This is a genomic window from Alkalihalobacillus sp. R86527, assembly GCF_042466185.1.
Classification (GTDB): Bacteria; Bacillota; Bacilli; order Bacillales; family Guptibacillaceae; genus Guptibacillus.
Window position 1 is genome coordinate 106,966 of record NZ_JAXHBW010000001.1, and the last position, 14,602, is coordinate 121,567.

Annotated in this window: 16 protein-coding genes; 1 reads left to right on the plus strand and 15 read right to left on the minus strand. The window is 39.9% G+C overall.

Annotated features, from left to right (window positions below):
• Positions 1-16: 16 nt before the first annotated feature.
• From SJY16_RS00655 to metG, 15 genes are all read right to left on the minus strand, one after another.
• Positions 17-967 carry a ribose-phosphate diphosphokinase gene (locus tag SJY16_RS00655; RefSeq protein ID WP_377887150.1) on the minus strand — a complete coding sequence of 317 codons (951 nt, stop codon included), beginning with the start codon at positions 965-967 and terminating at the stop codon, positions 17-19.
• A gap of 99 nt (positions 968-1,066) precedes the next feature.
• Positions 1,067-2,434, minus strand: a complete 1,368-nt coding sequence (glmU, locus tag SJY16_RS00660; RefSeq protein WP_377887151.1) for a bifunctional UDP-N-acetylglucosamine diphosphorylase/glucosamine-1-phosphate N-acetyltransferase GlmU — start codon at positions 2,432-2,434, stop codon at positions 1,067-1,069.
• 208 nt (positions 2,435-2,642) lie between these two features.
• On the minus strand, positions 2,643-2,933 hold the full coding sequence (spoVG, locus tag SJY16_RS00665) for a septation regulator SpoVG (RefSeq protein WP_224885464.1): 291 nt from the start codon (positions 2,931-2,933) through the stop codon (positions 2,643-2,645).
• A 139-nt stretch (positions 2,934-3,072) separates the two neighbouring features.
• Positions 3,073-3,447 carry a RidA family protein gene (locus tag SJY16_RS00670; protein WP_377887152.1) on the minus strand — a complete coding sequence of 125 codons (375 nt, stop codon included), beginning with the start codon at positions 3,445-3,447 and terminating at the stop codon, positions 3,073-3,075.
• Entirely contained in the window at positions 3,444-4,298 is an 855-nt protein-coding gene (gene purR / locus SJY16_RS00675; RefSeq protein WP_377887153.1) for a pur operon repressor, read from the minus strand. The genes SJY16_RS00670 and purR overlap by 4 nt, the downstream gene beginning before the upstream one ends.
• Before the next feature lie 60 nt (positions 4,299-4,358).
• Positions 4,359-5,225 (minus strand): 4-(cytidine 5'-diphospho)-2-C-methyl-D-erythritol kinase, encoded by an 867-nt coding sequence (gene ispE, locus SJY16_RS00680; RefSeq protein ID WP_377887154.1) that lies wholly within the window; start codon positions 5,223-5,225, stop codon positions 4,359-4,361.
• A gap of 709 nt (positions 5,226-5,934) precedes the next feature.
• A complete protein-coding gene (locus SJY16_RS00685) occupies positions 5,935-6,117 on the minus strand; it encodes a small, acid-soluble spore protein, alpha/beta type (RefSeq protein ID WP_377887156.1) in 183 nt (60 codons plus the stop codon).
• A 144-nt stretch (positions 6,118-6,261) separates the two neighbouring features.
• On the minus strand, positions 6,262-6,519 hold the full coding sequence (gene veg, locus SJY16_RS00690) for a biofilm formation stimulator Veg (protein ID WP_377887158.1): 258 nt from the start codon (positions 6,517-6,519) through the stop codon (positions 6,262-6,264).
• Between the two features lie 214 nt (positions 6,520-6,733).
• On the minus strand, positions 6,734-7,612 hold the full coding sequence (yabG, locus tag SJY16_RS00695; protein ID WP_377887159.1) for a sporulation peptidase YabG: 879 nt from the start codon (positions 7,610-7,612) through the stop codon (positions 6,734-6,736).
• A gap of 151 nt (positions 7,613-7,763) precedes the next feature.
• A complete protein-coding gene (gene rsmA, locus SJY16_RS00700) occupies positions 7,764-8,642 on the minus strand; it encodes a 16S rRNA (adenine(1518)-N(6)/adenine(1519)-N(6))-dimethyltransferase RsmA (protein ID WP_377887160.1) in 879 nt (292 codons plus the stop codon).
• Entirely contained in the window at positions 8,639-9,196 is a 558-nt protein-coding gene (gene rnmV / locus SJY16_RS00705) for a ribonuclease M5 (RefSeq protein WP_377887161.1), read from the minus strand. Before rnmV ends, rsmA begins: the two co-directional genes overlap by 4 nt.
• Positions 9,197-9,349: 153 nt before the next feature.
• Entirely contained in the window at positions 9,350-10,579 is a 1,230-nt protein-coding gene (locus tag SJY16_RS00710; RefSeq protein ID WP_377887162.1) for a ubiquitin-like domain-containing protein, read from the minus strand.
• Positions 10,569-10,745 carry a hypothetical protein gene (locus SJY16_RS00715; RefSeq protein ID WP_377887163.1) on the minus strand — a complete coding sequence of 59 codons (177 nt, stop codon included), beginning with the start codon at positions 10,743-10,745 and terminating at the stop codon, positions 10,569-10,571. Before SJY16_RS00715 ends, SJY16_RS00710 begins: the two co-directional genes overlap by 11 nt.
• 56 nt (positions 10,746-10,801) lie before the next feature.
• Positions 10,802-11,572, minus strand: coding sequence for a TatD family hydrolase (locus SJY16_RS00720; protein ID WP_377887164.1), 771 nt, complete (start codon positions 11,570-11,572; stop codon positions 10,802-10,804).
• A 252-nt stretch (positions 11,573-11,824) separates the two neighbouring features.
• On the minus strand, positions 11,825-13,765 hold the full coding sequence (metG, locus tag SJY16_RS00725; RefSeq protein WP_377887165.1) for a methionine--tRNA ligase: 1,941 nt from the start codon (positions 13,763-13,765) through the stop codon (positions 11,825-11,827).
• 548 nt (positions 13,766-14,313) lie between these two features.
• Between metG and SJY16_RS00730 the strand changes: the two genes are divergently transcribed.
• A complete protein-coding gene (locus SJY16_RS00730) occupies positions 14,314-14,592 on the plus strand; it encodes a transition state genes transcriptional regulator AbrB (protein ID WP_377887166.1) in 279 nt (92 codons plus the stop codon).
• Positions 14,593-14,602 lie beyond the last annotated feature (10 nt).

The following is a 14,602-nucleotide window of genomic DNA, read 5'->3' on the forward strand; positions in this document are numbered from 1 at the left end:
TTATATCTTATTTATTTTAATCAAATAATTTACTTACAGAAAGCTGTTCATGAACACGGATGATCGCTTCTCCAAGTAGTGGGGCAACTGAAAGTTGAGTGATTTTGTCGATTTGTTTTTCATCCTGTAGCGGAATTGTATTTGTTACTGCGAGCTCTTTAATCTTAGAATTATCGATTCGTTCAATTGCAGGTCCAGAAAGAACTGGGTGCGTACAGCAAGCATACACTTCTTTCGCTCCGTTCTCTACAAGAGCATTAGCAGCGAGAGTAATCGTGCCTGCTGTATCGATAATATCGTCGATAATGATGGCTGTCTTTCCATCAATGTTCCCAACGATATTCATTACTTCAGCCACATTTGGACGCGGACGACGTTTATCGATAATAGCGATTGGGGCTTTCAAACGTTCAGCAAGCTTCCGCGCTCTTGTTACTCCACCATGATCCGGAGAAACGACTACAAGATCCTCTAAATCCTTCTCCTCAAAATGTTTAGCAAGTGTTGGTACGCCGAGCAATTGGTCAACAGGAATATCGAAGAATCCCTGAATTTGAGAAGCATGAAGATCAAGCGTAATTAAACGTGATACACCAGCTACTTCTAGTAAGTTTGCCATCAATTTTGCTGTAATAGGCTCTCTTGATCTTGCTTTACGGTCCTGACGCGCATAACCATAATATGGAATAACTACGTTGATGGTTTTAGCAGAAGCTCGTTTTAACGCATCAACCATAATAAGAAGCTCCATAATGTTTTCATTTACTGGTGAGCAAGTGGATTGAATCACATAAACATCACACCCGCGAATACTTTCTTCAATGTTTATTTGAATTTCGCCGTCGCTAAAACGTACAACCGAACACTTTCCCATATGAACACCGATATGATCAACGATTTCCTCAGCAAGGTCAGGATTCGAATTTAAACTAAACACTTTCAAGTTTGGATCTAAATAATTAGCCATTGGCCGTTACCCCTCCATTAATTAATAAGAAAAGCGCAAGCGCTCGAAGACAGAGCGCTGAATCCACTCTACAATTCGGATTTTCTTATCATTTCAAAATTAATTGTCGTTTGATTTCGAAGCATAGTCTTCTTTATTTGTCTGACGAGAGCGCGCAATCGACAATGCTTGTTCCGGCACATCATCCGTAATCGTTGAGCCAGCTGCCACAAACGCTCCTTTACCAACATTAACTGGTGCAATCAAATTCACATTACAGCCAATAAACGCTCCATCTTCTACTTTAGTGAGGTATTTATTCTTACCATCATAATTTACAGTTATTGATCCACAGCCAAGATTCACTTCTTTACCGATTTCAGCATCACCAATATAACTTAGGTGGGAGGCTTTGCTTCCTTCACCCATAACGGACTTCTTCACTTCTACGAAATTCCCGATTTTCACACCATCGTGAATTTCAGAAGAAGGACGCACATGAGCAAAAGGCCCTATCGTAACATCATTGCCCACTTCGCTATTATGAACGACAGATTGCTTAACGACACTATTACTACCGACTTTGCTGTCTTTGATCTCACTATTTGGTCCAATGACGGTTTCATTACCGATAACGACTTCTCCGCTAATTGTAGTACCAGGATAAATCACAGAGTCTTGACCTATTGTTGCATCAGGAGAAATGTAAGTCGCATCTGGATCAATAAGAGTCACACCGTTACGCATATGTTTCTCATTAATTCGCTTTTTCATAGCTTGCTCAGCACGAGAAAGTGCTACTCGGTCATTTACACCCATCGTTTCATTGAAATCTGCTGTTTGATAAGCAGCTACAACCTCGCCTTGTTGTTGAAGAATTTCAACTACATCTGGTAAATAGTACTCCCCTTGAGAGTTTTCATTATTTACTAATTGAAGGGTTTCAAAGAGTGTCTTATTATCAAAACAGTATGTACCTGTATTTATCTCAGTTACGTTTTGTTCTGCTTCGTTTGCATCTTTTTGTTCAACGATACGCTGTACGCTTCCGTTCTCATCACGAATAATACGACCATAGCCAAACGGGTTATCCGCTTTGGCAGTAAGGATTGTTGCCTTTGCTGTCTGCTCTTCATGATACGAAAGCAAAGAATCCATCGTTTCTTTCGTAATCAAAGGGGTGTCACCACATACAACTAGAGTTACTCCGTCTTTATCAGAAAGAATATCTTTAGCCTGCATAACTGCATGAGCCGTACCAAGCTGTTCTTCCTGAAGAACATACTCTGAACGCTTTCCTAACTGTTCACTTACCAGTTCAGCTCCGTGTCCAACAACAGTCACAATATTTTTTAGCTCGAGGGCATTAAGTTGGTCGACGACATGTTCTACCATCGGCTTCCCACAAACAGGGTGAAGGACTTTGTATAGCTTTGACTTCATACGTGTACCTTGACCTGCTGCCAATACCACTGCGTATCTATTCATGTATATGGAACCTCCATTGTATCCTTTTTTTCCACTATGACTATATCTTAAAAACCCCTTATTTTCAAGGAAGTTCCCTAATTATCAAGCATTTTACCCTAAAAAAGAAATAATCGTCATTTTCTAGATCCATCTCTTCCATATTAATGAAGATACCTGTATTTTCCCTATATAAAAAAGCCCAGTCATACGACCGGGCTTTCACCTATTAAGAAGCACCAGCTTCTTCATATGCAGATTCCATTTCTCCAACACGATGATATTCAGCTAATACTGCTGATTGAATTTTTTCCCTTGTATTCGAGGAAATCGGATGAGCGATATCGCGAAATTCTCCATCTGGAGTTCTTTTGCTTGGCATCGCTACAAACATGCCGTTATTTCCATCAATCACACGGATGTCATGAACAACAAACTCATGATCCATAGTGATGGAAGCGATTGCGCGCATGCGTCCTTCCGTATTCACACGACGTAGGCGAACATCTGTAATTTCCACCTGTGAGTACACCACCTTTTTCCATTAGTTAGAGCATATATGCAATATTCAACTTATTTACAAAAATCCCTTCTTCTAAAAATAAAAAATGTTATAAAAATTTATTTAGATATAAAAAAACACCCATTTAATGAGTGTTTTAATGAACAAGAGCGATAACTTCCATTTCTACCAAAGCATCCTTCGGTAAGCGAGCAACTTCCACGCAAGACCTCGCTGGTTGATGTTCAGAAAAGTATTCGCCATAAATGTCATTGATGGCGCTAAATTGATCCATATCTTTGATATATACCGTTGTTTTCACGACATCTTCTAATGAAGAGCCAGCCTCATCAAGAACTGCTTTAACGTTAGCAAACACTTGATGCGTCTGTTCTTCTATCCCCTCACCAATCATGGTTCCCTCTGGTGTTAATGGGATTTGACCTGAACTATAAAACAAGTTATTTACAATGATTCCTTGTGAATATGGACCTATTGCTTCTGGCGCTTCCTGGGTAAATATTTTCTTCATTCGGTTTCCACTCCTTCTGTAGAATTAGTGAGAAAATCCTTATAATTACCTGGAGCTACTTGAATGGTTCGCTGTTTCATATCGACCCCACCGAGGTTCATCATCGATACATACTCTTCAACTAACCGTTCTTCTCCTCCGCCTTCTGCTTCAACGAGAACGCCGATCCCTGCTACTTCAGCTTGAAATTCTTCTAGAAGATTCACCATTCCTTGAATGGTTCCTCCTACTTTCATAAAGTCATCGACAATAAGGACGTTTGCGCCAGGCTTTAAGCTTCGTCTCGCTAAAGCCATCGTTTGAATTCGTTTGGATGAACCAGAAACATAATTAATACTTACAGTAGAACCTTCTGTCACCCTGCTGTCTCTCCGTACAATCACGACGGGGACATTTAAATGACTCGCTACTGCGTAAGCAAGCGGGATCCCTTTTGTAGCGACTGTCATCACAACATCGATGTCTCGATCCGCAAAGACCGAAGCGAATAAACGTCCTACCTGATTCATCATTTCTGGATTTCCAAGGATATCTGTTAAATATAAATACCCACCTGGCAAAAGTCTTTCAGGACTTTCTAAAAACTCACAGAGTTCTGAGACTACTTTGTCAGCTTCAGGGCGGCTAATCAACGGGATGTACCGCACACCACCTGCTGCACCTGGAACTGTTAGCAATGAGCCCACACCCTGTTGTTCAAAGTTTTCCTTGATGATTACCAAATCCTCACTAATTGAGGATTTGGCAGCTCCATATCGTTCAGAGAAATTTGTTAATGATACTAACCGATGCGGATGCTCAAGTAGATACCTTGTCATGTCCACCAGTCGAGAACTTCGCTTCATCTTCATAGAAGAACCTCCAAAAATCCGAATAATTACCAACAATATACCACTAACATACGGATTTTATCAAGGGTTCTTCTCTCCTAATAACCTAACAGCGTAAACTTGATCACAAAAGCCTCTTAATCCGTTATATATCCTTTGCATACGTGATTCATGCCTTGTTAATCCAAACACCGTCGGACCACTTCCGCTCATCAACACACCATCCGCTCCAAGCTGTTCCATCTTTTCTTTAATCTGACGAACTTCCGGATGAAGCTTGAGCGTCACATCCTCTAGCACATTACCAAGCTTGCCACATATCGATTCATAATCTTTTGACTCAATTGCCTCAACCATTCCTTCAATATCTGGATGAATCATCTTGGAAGTGTTAAGTCTTTTGTATACATCGGCAGTTGAAACACCGATCGAAGGTTTAGCAAGAATCACCCAGCATGGTGGAGGAGCATCGATCGGCGTAATAATCTCGCCGCGCCCTCTCGCTACAGCCGTTCCTCCATATACGCAAAACGCAACATCAGAGCCTATTTCTGAACCAAGTTCAGCAAGCTCATCATAACTAAGTCCTAACTCCCAAAACTCATTCAGACCACGAAGTGTCGCTGCTGCATCACTACTCCCACCTGCTAGCCCTGCTGCAACTGGGATTTGCTTATCGATTTTGATTGAAATTCCTTTCTTAATGGAATAGCGCTCCTTTAAAAGAGCCGCTGCCTGATAAGCTAAATTTCTCTTATCATCTGGAACAAACCCACTTGTTGATTCCAGAACAATTCCATTATAACGAAGGTCAGACAGTTCCAATCGATCAGCTAGATCAACATTTGTCATAACCATCTCTACTTCATGAAAACCATCAGAGCGTTTATACAAAACATCAAGCGCTAAGTTAATTTTCGCTGGTGCCTTCACACTTAGTTTCTTCATCTCGTTCACCTTCATTTTAGTTCTACCGTTCGACAAATTTATTTCTCCGAATAATTGTAACACATAGGAAAAGCGGAAACGAGCGCTTAGAAATGAAGATATTGGAACTCTTGAAATGGAACACGCTTTTTGTGTTCCTTTGAAAGAGTGAAATATCAGAGTTTCTGCGAGTTGAAAACGAAAAGCGGAAGTGGCCCGTTAAAATACGCAGGAAGTTGGAGGAATGTAGAATGAGACGCTTTTTGTCTCAATCTACATTCCGAAACTGACGGAGTATTTGGCCACTGCAGCTAGACACCAGAAAAGCGGAAACGAGCGTCTAGGAACGGAGATATTGGAACTCTTGAACGGGAATACGCTTTTTGTATTCCTGTGAAAGAGTGAAATATCAGAGTTTCTGCGAGTTGAAAACGAAAAGCGGAAGTGGCCCGTTAAAATACGCAGGAAGTTGGAGGAATGTAGAATGAGACGCTTTTTGTCTCAATCTACATTCCGAAACTGACGGAGTATTTGGCCACTGCAGCTAGACACGAGAAAAGCGGAAGTGGCCGTTTAGGTCCGACAAGCGCTGGAGCCTTTTCAAGGAAACACGTTCTTTGTGTTCAATTGAAAAGGTGAAGCGATCGAGGACCTGGCCACTATAGCTAGCCACCGAAAAGTAGAAAAAACAAAAACCCCGGCAGGTAGCCGGGGTTCGTCGTCACAGGGTTCAGTTTTTTTGTTGGTTTGCAAGTTTTTCTTGTGCCATCTCAACAGCACGCTTCACGATGTTACCTGCATCGCGAGCTTTAATTCCTCCCCAACCTTCTTTCTGAACCGTATCATAAAAACCAAGCTCTTTCGCAATTTCTTCCTTCAAATGGTCTGACATGATTCCTTTATGTCTACCCATGCGAATTCAGCTCCTTTCACTCCTGTGACACTCTTAGTGTTAGAAGCAAAAGAAGTTACTATCCCTTAAATATGTATCCAATAATGGGAAGCATTGCACCAAAAAGCTCTCTAAAAAGCAAAAAAAGCAGTTAGACCGATCGCCTTAACCGCTTACTGCTGCTGGTTCTTCGTTAAAAGTTAACTGTACTGTTTCGGTCAGTACGTCCGTGTAGCTGTAAGAGACACGTTCAAATGCATTGGTGTCCTGATCGAGCTTAACAATGAACACTGCCGGGTAGGTTTCTTCAAGGATGCCTGAACGTTGAATTGTCTTCCTGCGACCTCCGTTTGCCTTCAAGGTCAACCGTTTGCCAACTTGGGATTGTAACGTCTGTTTAATCTCTACGATCGATTTTGCCATAGGACCATCCACCTCACTTAGACAAATTATAACATCTTTTGCGCCGTTTTGTCAAATAAAACTTAAATTATAACAACGAATGAAAAACTATGTCAATTGTTATTTATCAAAGATGTGTAATTTTAGTCTTCGCAAGTTTGTCGAAAAATATGTGAATGCGCTTAAAAATCTTCCAATAAGCGGCTGAAGGATGGTGTAATCACCATCCTTCAACCTATTCTGAATATTCCTCGTGGTCTTTCATCGGCATGCCCGTTCTAAGAATCCCTTTTGTTTCCACTCCACCAAGCCCATCTTCACCAGTTAATGTATTCCGTAGAGCATCCCAAACGTTTACATGATCTGTAAACGATGTTAAAGCAATCTTTGAAACAATAAAAACTGGGTCCAACATGTGAATGTTAATTCTCGCAGGAGAGCTTGCGAAGTTTGCACCAGCACGAATTAACGATTCAAAATGGGACTGACATGCCCCTGCAAAAATAACTAAATGATCAAGGTTTGGAAACACACTTCTTACTTCTTTTACAGCGCGAACAAAATACCTTGAGTTACGATAGGACTGTAAATCCTTTTTCTCACCTTTGTGTTTACTATATGCATCGTGCCCGGTAATCACGAGAATATCAGGCCTCACATTGTTTACGAGCTTAATGATTTTTTCTGGAATTTCACTTTCTTTCATATATATTCCGTAGACCGGCACACCAAGCCGCTTATACATTTCAAGACATTTATTTAAATATAATGCATCACCATCTATATGAAGAATCTTGCCAGGTATTTCGAAAAAACTTGTTTCCTTTTTGAAATTGTTTGTAGCTGTGTACTCTCTTTTCATTCTTAGTAACTGGTAATCCTGGCGAAATAAACGAAAGGAATAATCCTCCTTTTCCTTTATTTGTTCTCGTCTCGTTTTGTGCTCTGTTGTATCGATCAAAACAAGGTCATCAACAGGCGAGTCTGCGATCAGCCTCATATCTTCCCCTACAAGCTCTACAGTTTGAGTCGAATCATTCACCTTGGTGATCCTGAAAATCAAATCACAGCCATACGAACGCCTGGCTACGATGTCTCCTTCTTTCATTGTCATTGTCTTCCCCCCAGGCCGCTTTACCTCTTTGCTTAAAACACCACTCTTTTTTACTATATGAAAACTTAGTGAAAAGATGAACTCGGTCATACAGCTTAGGACTGATGGAAGCTTTGAAACCATAAAAAAAAGACACCTCATTTGAAGTGTCTTAGCTATTAAATCGACTATAAAAAGCGTTACTAAGCTTTGCGAATTCCTCCATGGAGAGCGTTTCTCCACGTCTTCTACCATCGATCTCCGTTTCTTCTAATACTTCTTCAATCGCAGGTTTTTTATCTTTACCTAATAAATTATTTTGCAGATTATTCATTAATGTCTTTCGTCTTTGACCAAAACTAGCTCGAATAACCTCAAAGAAGTATTTCTCACTGTGCAAATCAACAGGAGGCTCACTCCTGAGCTCTAAATGCAAGACAGAAGAGTCTACATTAGGTTGTGGTACAAAAACCGTTTTAGGTACTGTAAGAGCCGTTCTAGCTTCAGCATAATATTGTACAGCTAGTGAGAGTGAGCCATAGTTTTTTGAACCTGGGCTAGCAGCAATTCGTTCAGCAACTTCTTTTTGGATCATGACTACAATTCCACGCACAGGAAGTTTCTCTTCTAATAGCTTCATTAAAATTGGTGTCGTAACATAATAAGGAAGGTTCGCGACTACCATCAAATCTTGGCCTTTTTCAAATTCCTCCTCAATCACCTGATGAACATTAGCTTCGAGAACATCCGTGTGACGTACGTTGACATGAGGATAAGGTGAAAGAGTGTCTTCTAGAATTGGTAATAGCCTCTGATCAATTTCAAAAGCCACGACCTTATTTGCTTGTTTAGCCAACTTCTCTGTTAACGCGCCTATACCTGGACCAATTTCTATAGCACCTGATTCAGGCGTGAGCTTTGCCTGATCCACAATCTTTGTAAGGATATTCGAGTCGATCAGGAAATTCTGTCCTAAACTCTTCTTAAATTTAAAGCCATATTTCTCTAAAATTTCTTTCGTTCTCACAGGTGTTGATATTTCTTTACTCATTCTTGTTCCTCCTGTAATACTTCTTCGAATGCGAGTATAAACTCTTCTCTTGTGATTTGAAACATTTGTAGTCTTTTATATAATTGCTTCCCATTCATATAACCCATTTGAAGCTTCTCACCTAGTGCCTGCCTTCTTTCCTTAGCTTTTGGACCTACCACGAGCCCGGCCTCGATTAAGTCTTCCCATTCGATCAAGACATCCGGTGCATCAAATTCTTCTCTTACAGTAAGGATTGCATCCCTAATCGCTTCATTTGATGCGTGTTCAATCCCAACCTTTTTCCCATTAGCAGAAATAGCATATTTCTTATTCAAAAAGGCATGCTTACAAGAAGGGAGACGCTGACTAATAATTTGTCTTATTCGTGTGCCTGGGTAATCAGGATCCGTGAAAATAATAACCCCTCTTTTTTTAGCAGCAAGCTCGATTCGTTTGAGCGTTTCTTCACTTACTTCAGAGCCATTCGTTTCCAGTGTATCGGCATCTAATGCTCGTTTAATCGCTAGTGAATCATTCTTTCCTTCTACTATAATGATCTCTTTAACTTTCACAATACGTCCTCCAGAAAATGAAACCTGATGAATTCTTACATCGTTTATATAGATAGCAATAGTTTGGCCATCGAAGTCGTTTATTTTTCATATAAAAAACACAGAGAGAGAAAGATTCCCCCTCTGTGTTACTAGCATATCATATATCTTGTCCTAATTTAGAATCGTAATTTTCACTGACTTACGTCCCCATGAATAGGCTGCTGATTTTGATGAGAAGAAAACATCGATCTTATTTCCTTTGATCGCTCCACCAGTATCAGCTGCAATAGCTGTTCCGTATCCTTCAACGTGTACTTTAGATCCTAGAGGGATCACACTTGGATCCACCGCAATTACTTTTGCTCCAGGGTTAGACTTCAAATTGAATCCTGTAGCTGTAATCCCTGAGCACCCAGGACAATTTGCTGTGTAAGCTGTACTTGATACATATAAGACCTTTCCACTAGAAGACTTAGATGAGGAAGTGGATTTTTTCTTACTAGAAGCAACCGTTTTTTTCTTAGATGCTGTCTGCTTAATCACCTGTGTGCCTACAGCAACAATGCGATCGCTGCTTTCTTCAACAACGTCTGTTTTCACAAGTTCTCGTGAGACTTCCTTGCCATTCTCAAGAACAACTTCATAATGCTTTTGTTCCTTGCCTTTTTTGCCTGAGTTAACAACATTTTCTTTACCCTTTTGCATAGAGCTGTCTTTTTTCGTAACCGTAGCATAATCAATCGATTCTTCCACTACATCGGTGACTTTTTCCACTCTTACCACGTTAACATCAGAGCCTGATTTAAGTTTCGTATCCTTACCTGGCTCAACGCGATCGAGTTTTCCGAGTTCAATATTCTGCTGTTCTAAAAAGTCAGCGACCGTAGTCGAAGTGGTCCAAACATCCGTTTGTTCCCCGCCGTCATTGACATTTACCTGAAAAGCCTCAGTTATCGAAATGTTCATATCTTCCTTAAGCTCACTATCCATCGAAACTGAGAGTTGATCATGCTCGTTCAAGTTGATATTCTCATCAGCTAGTAATTCCTTAACTGTTTCTTTCGTTGACCAAACACGTTTATCTTTTCCATTAACCTTAAGCGTCACTTCCGTAGCAGGCTTCCAAATGATTGTACTTCCTGCATTTAACTCCGCTGAAAGTTCACGGTTTATATAATCGTGCTCTCCTACATCAACTTCTTGTTCTTTTAATAGATCTCCAACCGTACTAGCATGTGTTTTAACAGGCTTCTCTTCTCCATCTAGAACTAGTGTTACAGAAGCTTTTGTAGTTTCAAACACGATAAAGCCGGAGACTAAACCCAGTACAACTACGCTTAATAGCGCCATAAAAATTTTCTTCCCGCTCTTAGCGGAAAAATTTTGCATGTTAATTTTCATTGTTATAGAGTCCTCCTAGAACCGCCTTTGTTTTATGAAGAAAAGCTTCTAACACTCTCACACAAGTTCCACACCTTGCAAGTTTGATAGAATCGGTATCTATTATTGCAAGAGAAGAGAAAAATAAAGAATAAATGATCACTTGCAAATGGCTATTAGCTGTCACTCATTCTAACCCCTGTAAAAAACCTAGCTTAACTTATCATCTTTTGACAGTATCTTTTAACGTTTTATTCCAAATAATCGCATGGCATTGTCGAATGTCGCACTTGCTAAATCTTCGTATTCCATTTCTTTAAGATCAGCAACTTGTTCAGCAACTAATTTTACGTATGATGGTTCATTCCGTTTACCTCTGAATGGATGAGGGGCAAGAAATGGACAATCTGTTTCGACAAGAAGGCGATCAACAGGAACCTCTTTCGCTACTTCTTTAGGAAGCTTCGCATTTTTGAATGTGACCGGTCCCCCAAGAGAAATATAAAAGTTCATATCCAAACATTCATTTGCTTCTTCAACGGTGCCAGCAAAGCAGTGCATAATACCGCCAACTTCAGAAGCATCTTCTTCTTTAAGAATATCGATGACATCCCTCGTCGCTTCGCGATTATGTATAATGATCGGTAGTTTCACTTTTTTTGCAAGTTGTATTTGCTTTCGAAATACTTCTTTTTGAATATCGTGTGGTGACTTGTCCCAGTGGTAATCAAGTCCCATCTCTCCAATAGCTACAACCTTCGGATGCTTTGCAAGCTCTTCAATCCACGCTAGATCTTCATCTGTCATATCAATTGCATCTACTGGATGCCATCCTACAGCAGCATAAAGAAATTCATACTCTTCAACAAGCTTCATAGCGTTCGTAATTGTTTCGTGGTCAAAACCAACGACAATCATCTTACTTACACCAGCTTCTTGAGCGCGATCAATAACCTCTAATTTGTCCTCGGAAAATTGTTCAACATTCAAGTGGGTGTGCGTGTCGAATAGCATGACAAAACTCCTTTTTCCATTTAGTACGAAGCAAGTGTAACAAATGTACTAGTTTTTTTCTAATGCTAAACAGTTTCAATTCAATTACAATTTCGTTACAAAGAACGATTTACAACAAATTATATTGTTAAGTTAAAACTATTTTCGGTTATAAAAAAGGAATTGTTCGTGGTAAAAGAGAACTATTTCAAGGAATATATTGTGAAATTAAAAGTAAAAAAGACCCGGCCCAAAAGACCGAGTCTTACATTATTACTTGATTTGCGTTCCGTTAGGTAAACTTTCAGCGATCGTTGATAGTTTAAGTTCACCATCATGTTCACCGGCAAGAATCATTCCTTCTGACAATTCTCCTCGTAGCTTTACTGGTTTAAGATTAGAAACGCAAACAACTTTTTTACCAATTAGCTCTTCAGGTTTGTAGTGTTTCGCTATTCCAGAAACAACTTGTCTCGTTTCATATCCAAGGTCCAGTTGTAACTTAAGAAGTTTATTTGCTTTTTTGACCGGTTCAGCTTCCAAAACTTGTGCAACACGAAGGTCCACCTTAGTGAAATCTTCAATCGTTATTTCTTCAAGTTCAGGTTTTTCGATGGCTGGGGCTTCCTCAACCTTATTGCCGCCCATCTCTTCAACAATATGTGCGACTTCTTCATCACGATCGAGACGAGGGAATAATGGAGCATCCTTTTGAACCTTAGTTCCACCATAACCGTGCTTGAACTGAAGTGATTCCCAGCTTGTGCGTTCTCCTTCTTCAATACCAAGTTGAGTCCAAATTTTCTTTGGAGTCTGAGTTAAGAATGGCTGAAGGATAATTCCTACCTGCCTTAATGATTCAGCAAGGTGAACCATAACTGCTCCAAGCTTCTCTTTGTTCGCATCATCCTTAGCAAGGACCCATGGTTGCGTTTCATCAATATACTTATTTGTACGACTGATCAGCTGCCAGATGGAAGCCAATGCTACAGAGAATTCCATGTTATCAAGGGATTCTTCAACCTTTTCTACTGTTTTTTCAACTAGTTCAACTAGATTATCATCAAATTCAGTTACTGAACCTTTATAAGTCGGAACTTCTCCATCGAAATATTTATCAATCATTGCAACTGTACGATTTAATAGGTTCCCCAAATCATTGGCTAGGTCATGATTAATTCGCTCAACAAAGCTTTCAGGAGTAAATACTCCATCTGAGCCGAAAGGAACTTCACGTAATAAGTAATAACGTAGAGCATCAAGACCATAACGATCGATAAGTGTAACTGGGTCAACCACATTACCTTTTGACTTAGACATTTTGCCATCTTTCATTAGAAGCCATCCATGTGCAAATACCTTTTTCGGTAAAGGAAGCTCTAAGGACATAAGCATGATTGGCCAATAGATCGTATGGAAGCGAACGATTTCCTTTCCAACGAGATGGACATCCGCTGGCCAGAACTTATTGAATAACTCATCGTCATCTGTTCCATAACCAAGGGAGGTGATGTAATTCGACAAAGCATCGATCCAAACATAAATAACATGCTTAGGGTCGCCAGGGACTTTCACACCCCAGTCAAACGAAGTTCTAGAAACGGCTAGATCTTCAAGGCCAGGTTTAATGAAATTGTTGACCATTTCGTTTTTCCGAGACTCAGGCTGAATAAATTCAGGATTATCTTCGTAGAATTTCAGAAGACGATCAGAGTATTTACCCATTTTAAAGAAATAAGATTCTTCTTTCACTTTCTCAACTTCTCTACCACAGTCTGGACACTTTCCGTTTTCTAACTGACGTTCTGTAAAGAAGGACTCACAAGGGGTACAATACCAACCTTCATACTCATCAAGGTAGATATCCCCTTTCTCGTACATCTTCTGAAAGATCTTTTCGACAACCTTCTCATGTCTGTCTTCTGTGGTGCGAATAAAGTCATCATAGCTAATATCTAATTTATCCCACAGTTCTTTAATACCAGAAACAATATCATCCACATATTTTTGTGGTGTGACCCCTTGCTCTAGTGCTTTCTTTTGAATCTTTTGCCCATGTTCGTCGGTTCCGGTGAGATATTGGACTTCAAATCCTCTCAAACGTTTGTACCTTGCCATTGCATCTCCCGCTACTGTCGTATACGCATGACCGATATGCAATTTACCGCTCGGGTAATAGATCGGGGTCGTAATATAGAACGTTTTGTCACCCATGTCGTTTTCCTCCTTGAATCATACAGTTATCTAGTGAGATCTGAATAAAAGGAGAATCCCTTTCATTCTATCTAAGTATCAATAGTCGTAGCTGCTTTGCAAATAAAACTTTTATACTCTGCAGAGGGATAAAAAGCCCCCGTCCACACAGGACGAGAGCATTCAAAACTCTCTTCTTCACGTTAAAACAACATCAAAAATTATGTTATATCGTTGCTGGTCACTAGTAGTGCTTCTTCATCAAAATATACCTAATTTAAGGAAGAAATGCAAGAATGTCAATTAAACGTAGGAAGAATCGACAAAACAACAATTTTGTCGAAGGATTCTCGAAAAATATGTCGAAACTTCATATCATGAAAGATTCGTATTTTCATAGTATAAATCGTCCAGAAGCCTTATAAACACCTTCATATTAGGAAATATTTACCCTTTGAAAAGGATTGACGGTTATGGGAAACACTGGTATTATATAAAACATAAACAGAGAATTTTGTCGAATCATGACGTATTTAATAAAAAAATTGGGAATAGGGGAGAAATGTATCATGAAATCTACTGGAATTGTACGTAAAGTTGACGAGCTAGGCCGCGTTGTAATCCCGATCGAATTACGTCGTACACTAGGCATTGCTGAGAAGGATGCTCTTGAAATTTACGTGGATGACGACCGCATCGTACTTAAGAAATACAAGCCTAACATGACTTGTCAGGTAACTGGTGAAGTTTCCGACGACAATCTTGCTATCGGTAATGGTAAGATCGTTCTAAGCCGTGAAGGTGCAGAACAAGTACTTGAAGAAATTCAAAAAGCACTAACTAAGTAATATGAAAAAG

Bases quoted from the DNA above. Each gene is read 5' to 3' on its own strand.
- veg (WP_377887158.1), bottom strand. From the start codon at position 6,519: ATGGCAAAATCGATCGTAGAGATTAAACAGACGTTACAATCCCAAGTT.
- SJY16_RS00685 (WP_377887156.1), bottom strand. From the start codon at position 6,117: ATGGGTAGACATAAAGGAATCATGTCAGACCATTTGAAGGAAGAAATT.
- metG (WP_377887165.1), bottom strand. From the start codon at position 13,765: ATGGGTGACAAAACGTTCTATATTACGACCCCGATCTATTACCCGAGC.
- glmU (WP_377887151.1), bottom strand. From the start codon at position 2,434: ATGAATAGATACGCAGTGGTATTGGCAGCAGGTCAAGGTACACGTATG.
- purR (WP_377887153.1), bottom strand. From the start codon at position 4,298: ATGAAGATGAAGCGAAGTTCTCGACTGGTGGACATGACAAGGTATCTA.
- SJY16_RS00710 (WP_377887162.1), bottom strand. From the start codon at position 10,579: ATGAAAATTAACATGCAAAATTTTTCCGCTAAGAGCGGGAAGAAAATT.
- yabG (WP_377887159.1), bottom strand. From the start codon at position 7,612: ATGACAATGAAAGAAGGAGACATCGTAGCCAGGCGTTCGTATGGCTGT.
- SJY16_RS00720 (WP_377887164.1), bottom strand. From the start codon at position 11,572: ATGCTATTCGACACGCACACCCACTTGAATGTTGAACAATTTTCCGAG.
- ispE (WP_377887154.1), bottom strand. From the start codon at position 5,225: ATGAAGAAACTAAGTGTGAAGGCACCAGCGAAAATTAACTTAGCGCTT.
- rsmA (WP_377887160.1), bottom strand. From the start codon at position 8,642: ATGAGTAAAGAAATATCAACACCTGTGAGAACGAAAGAAATTTTAGAG.
- SJY16_RS00730 (WP_377887166.1), top strand. From the start codon at position 14,314: ATGAAATCTACTGGAATTGTACGTAAAGTTGACGAGCTAGGCCGCGTT.
- SJY16_RS00655 (WP_377887150.1), bottom strand. From the start codon at position 967: ATGGCTAATTATTTAGATCCAAACTTGAAAGTGTTTAGTTTAAATTCG.
- SJY16_RS00670 (WP_377887152.1), bottom strand. From the start codon at position 3,447: ATGAAGAAAATATTTACCCAGGAAGCGCCAGAAGCAATAGGTCCATAT.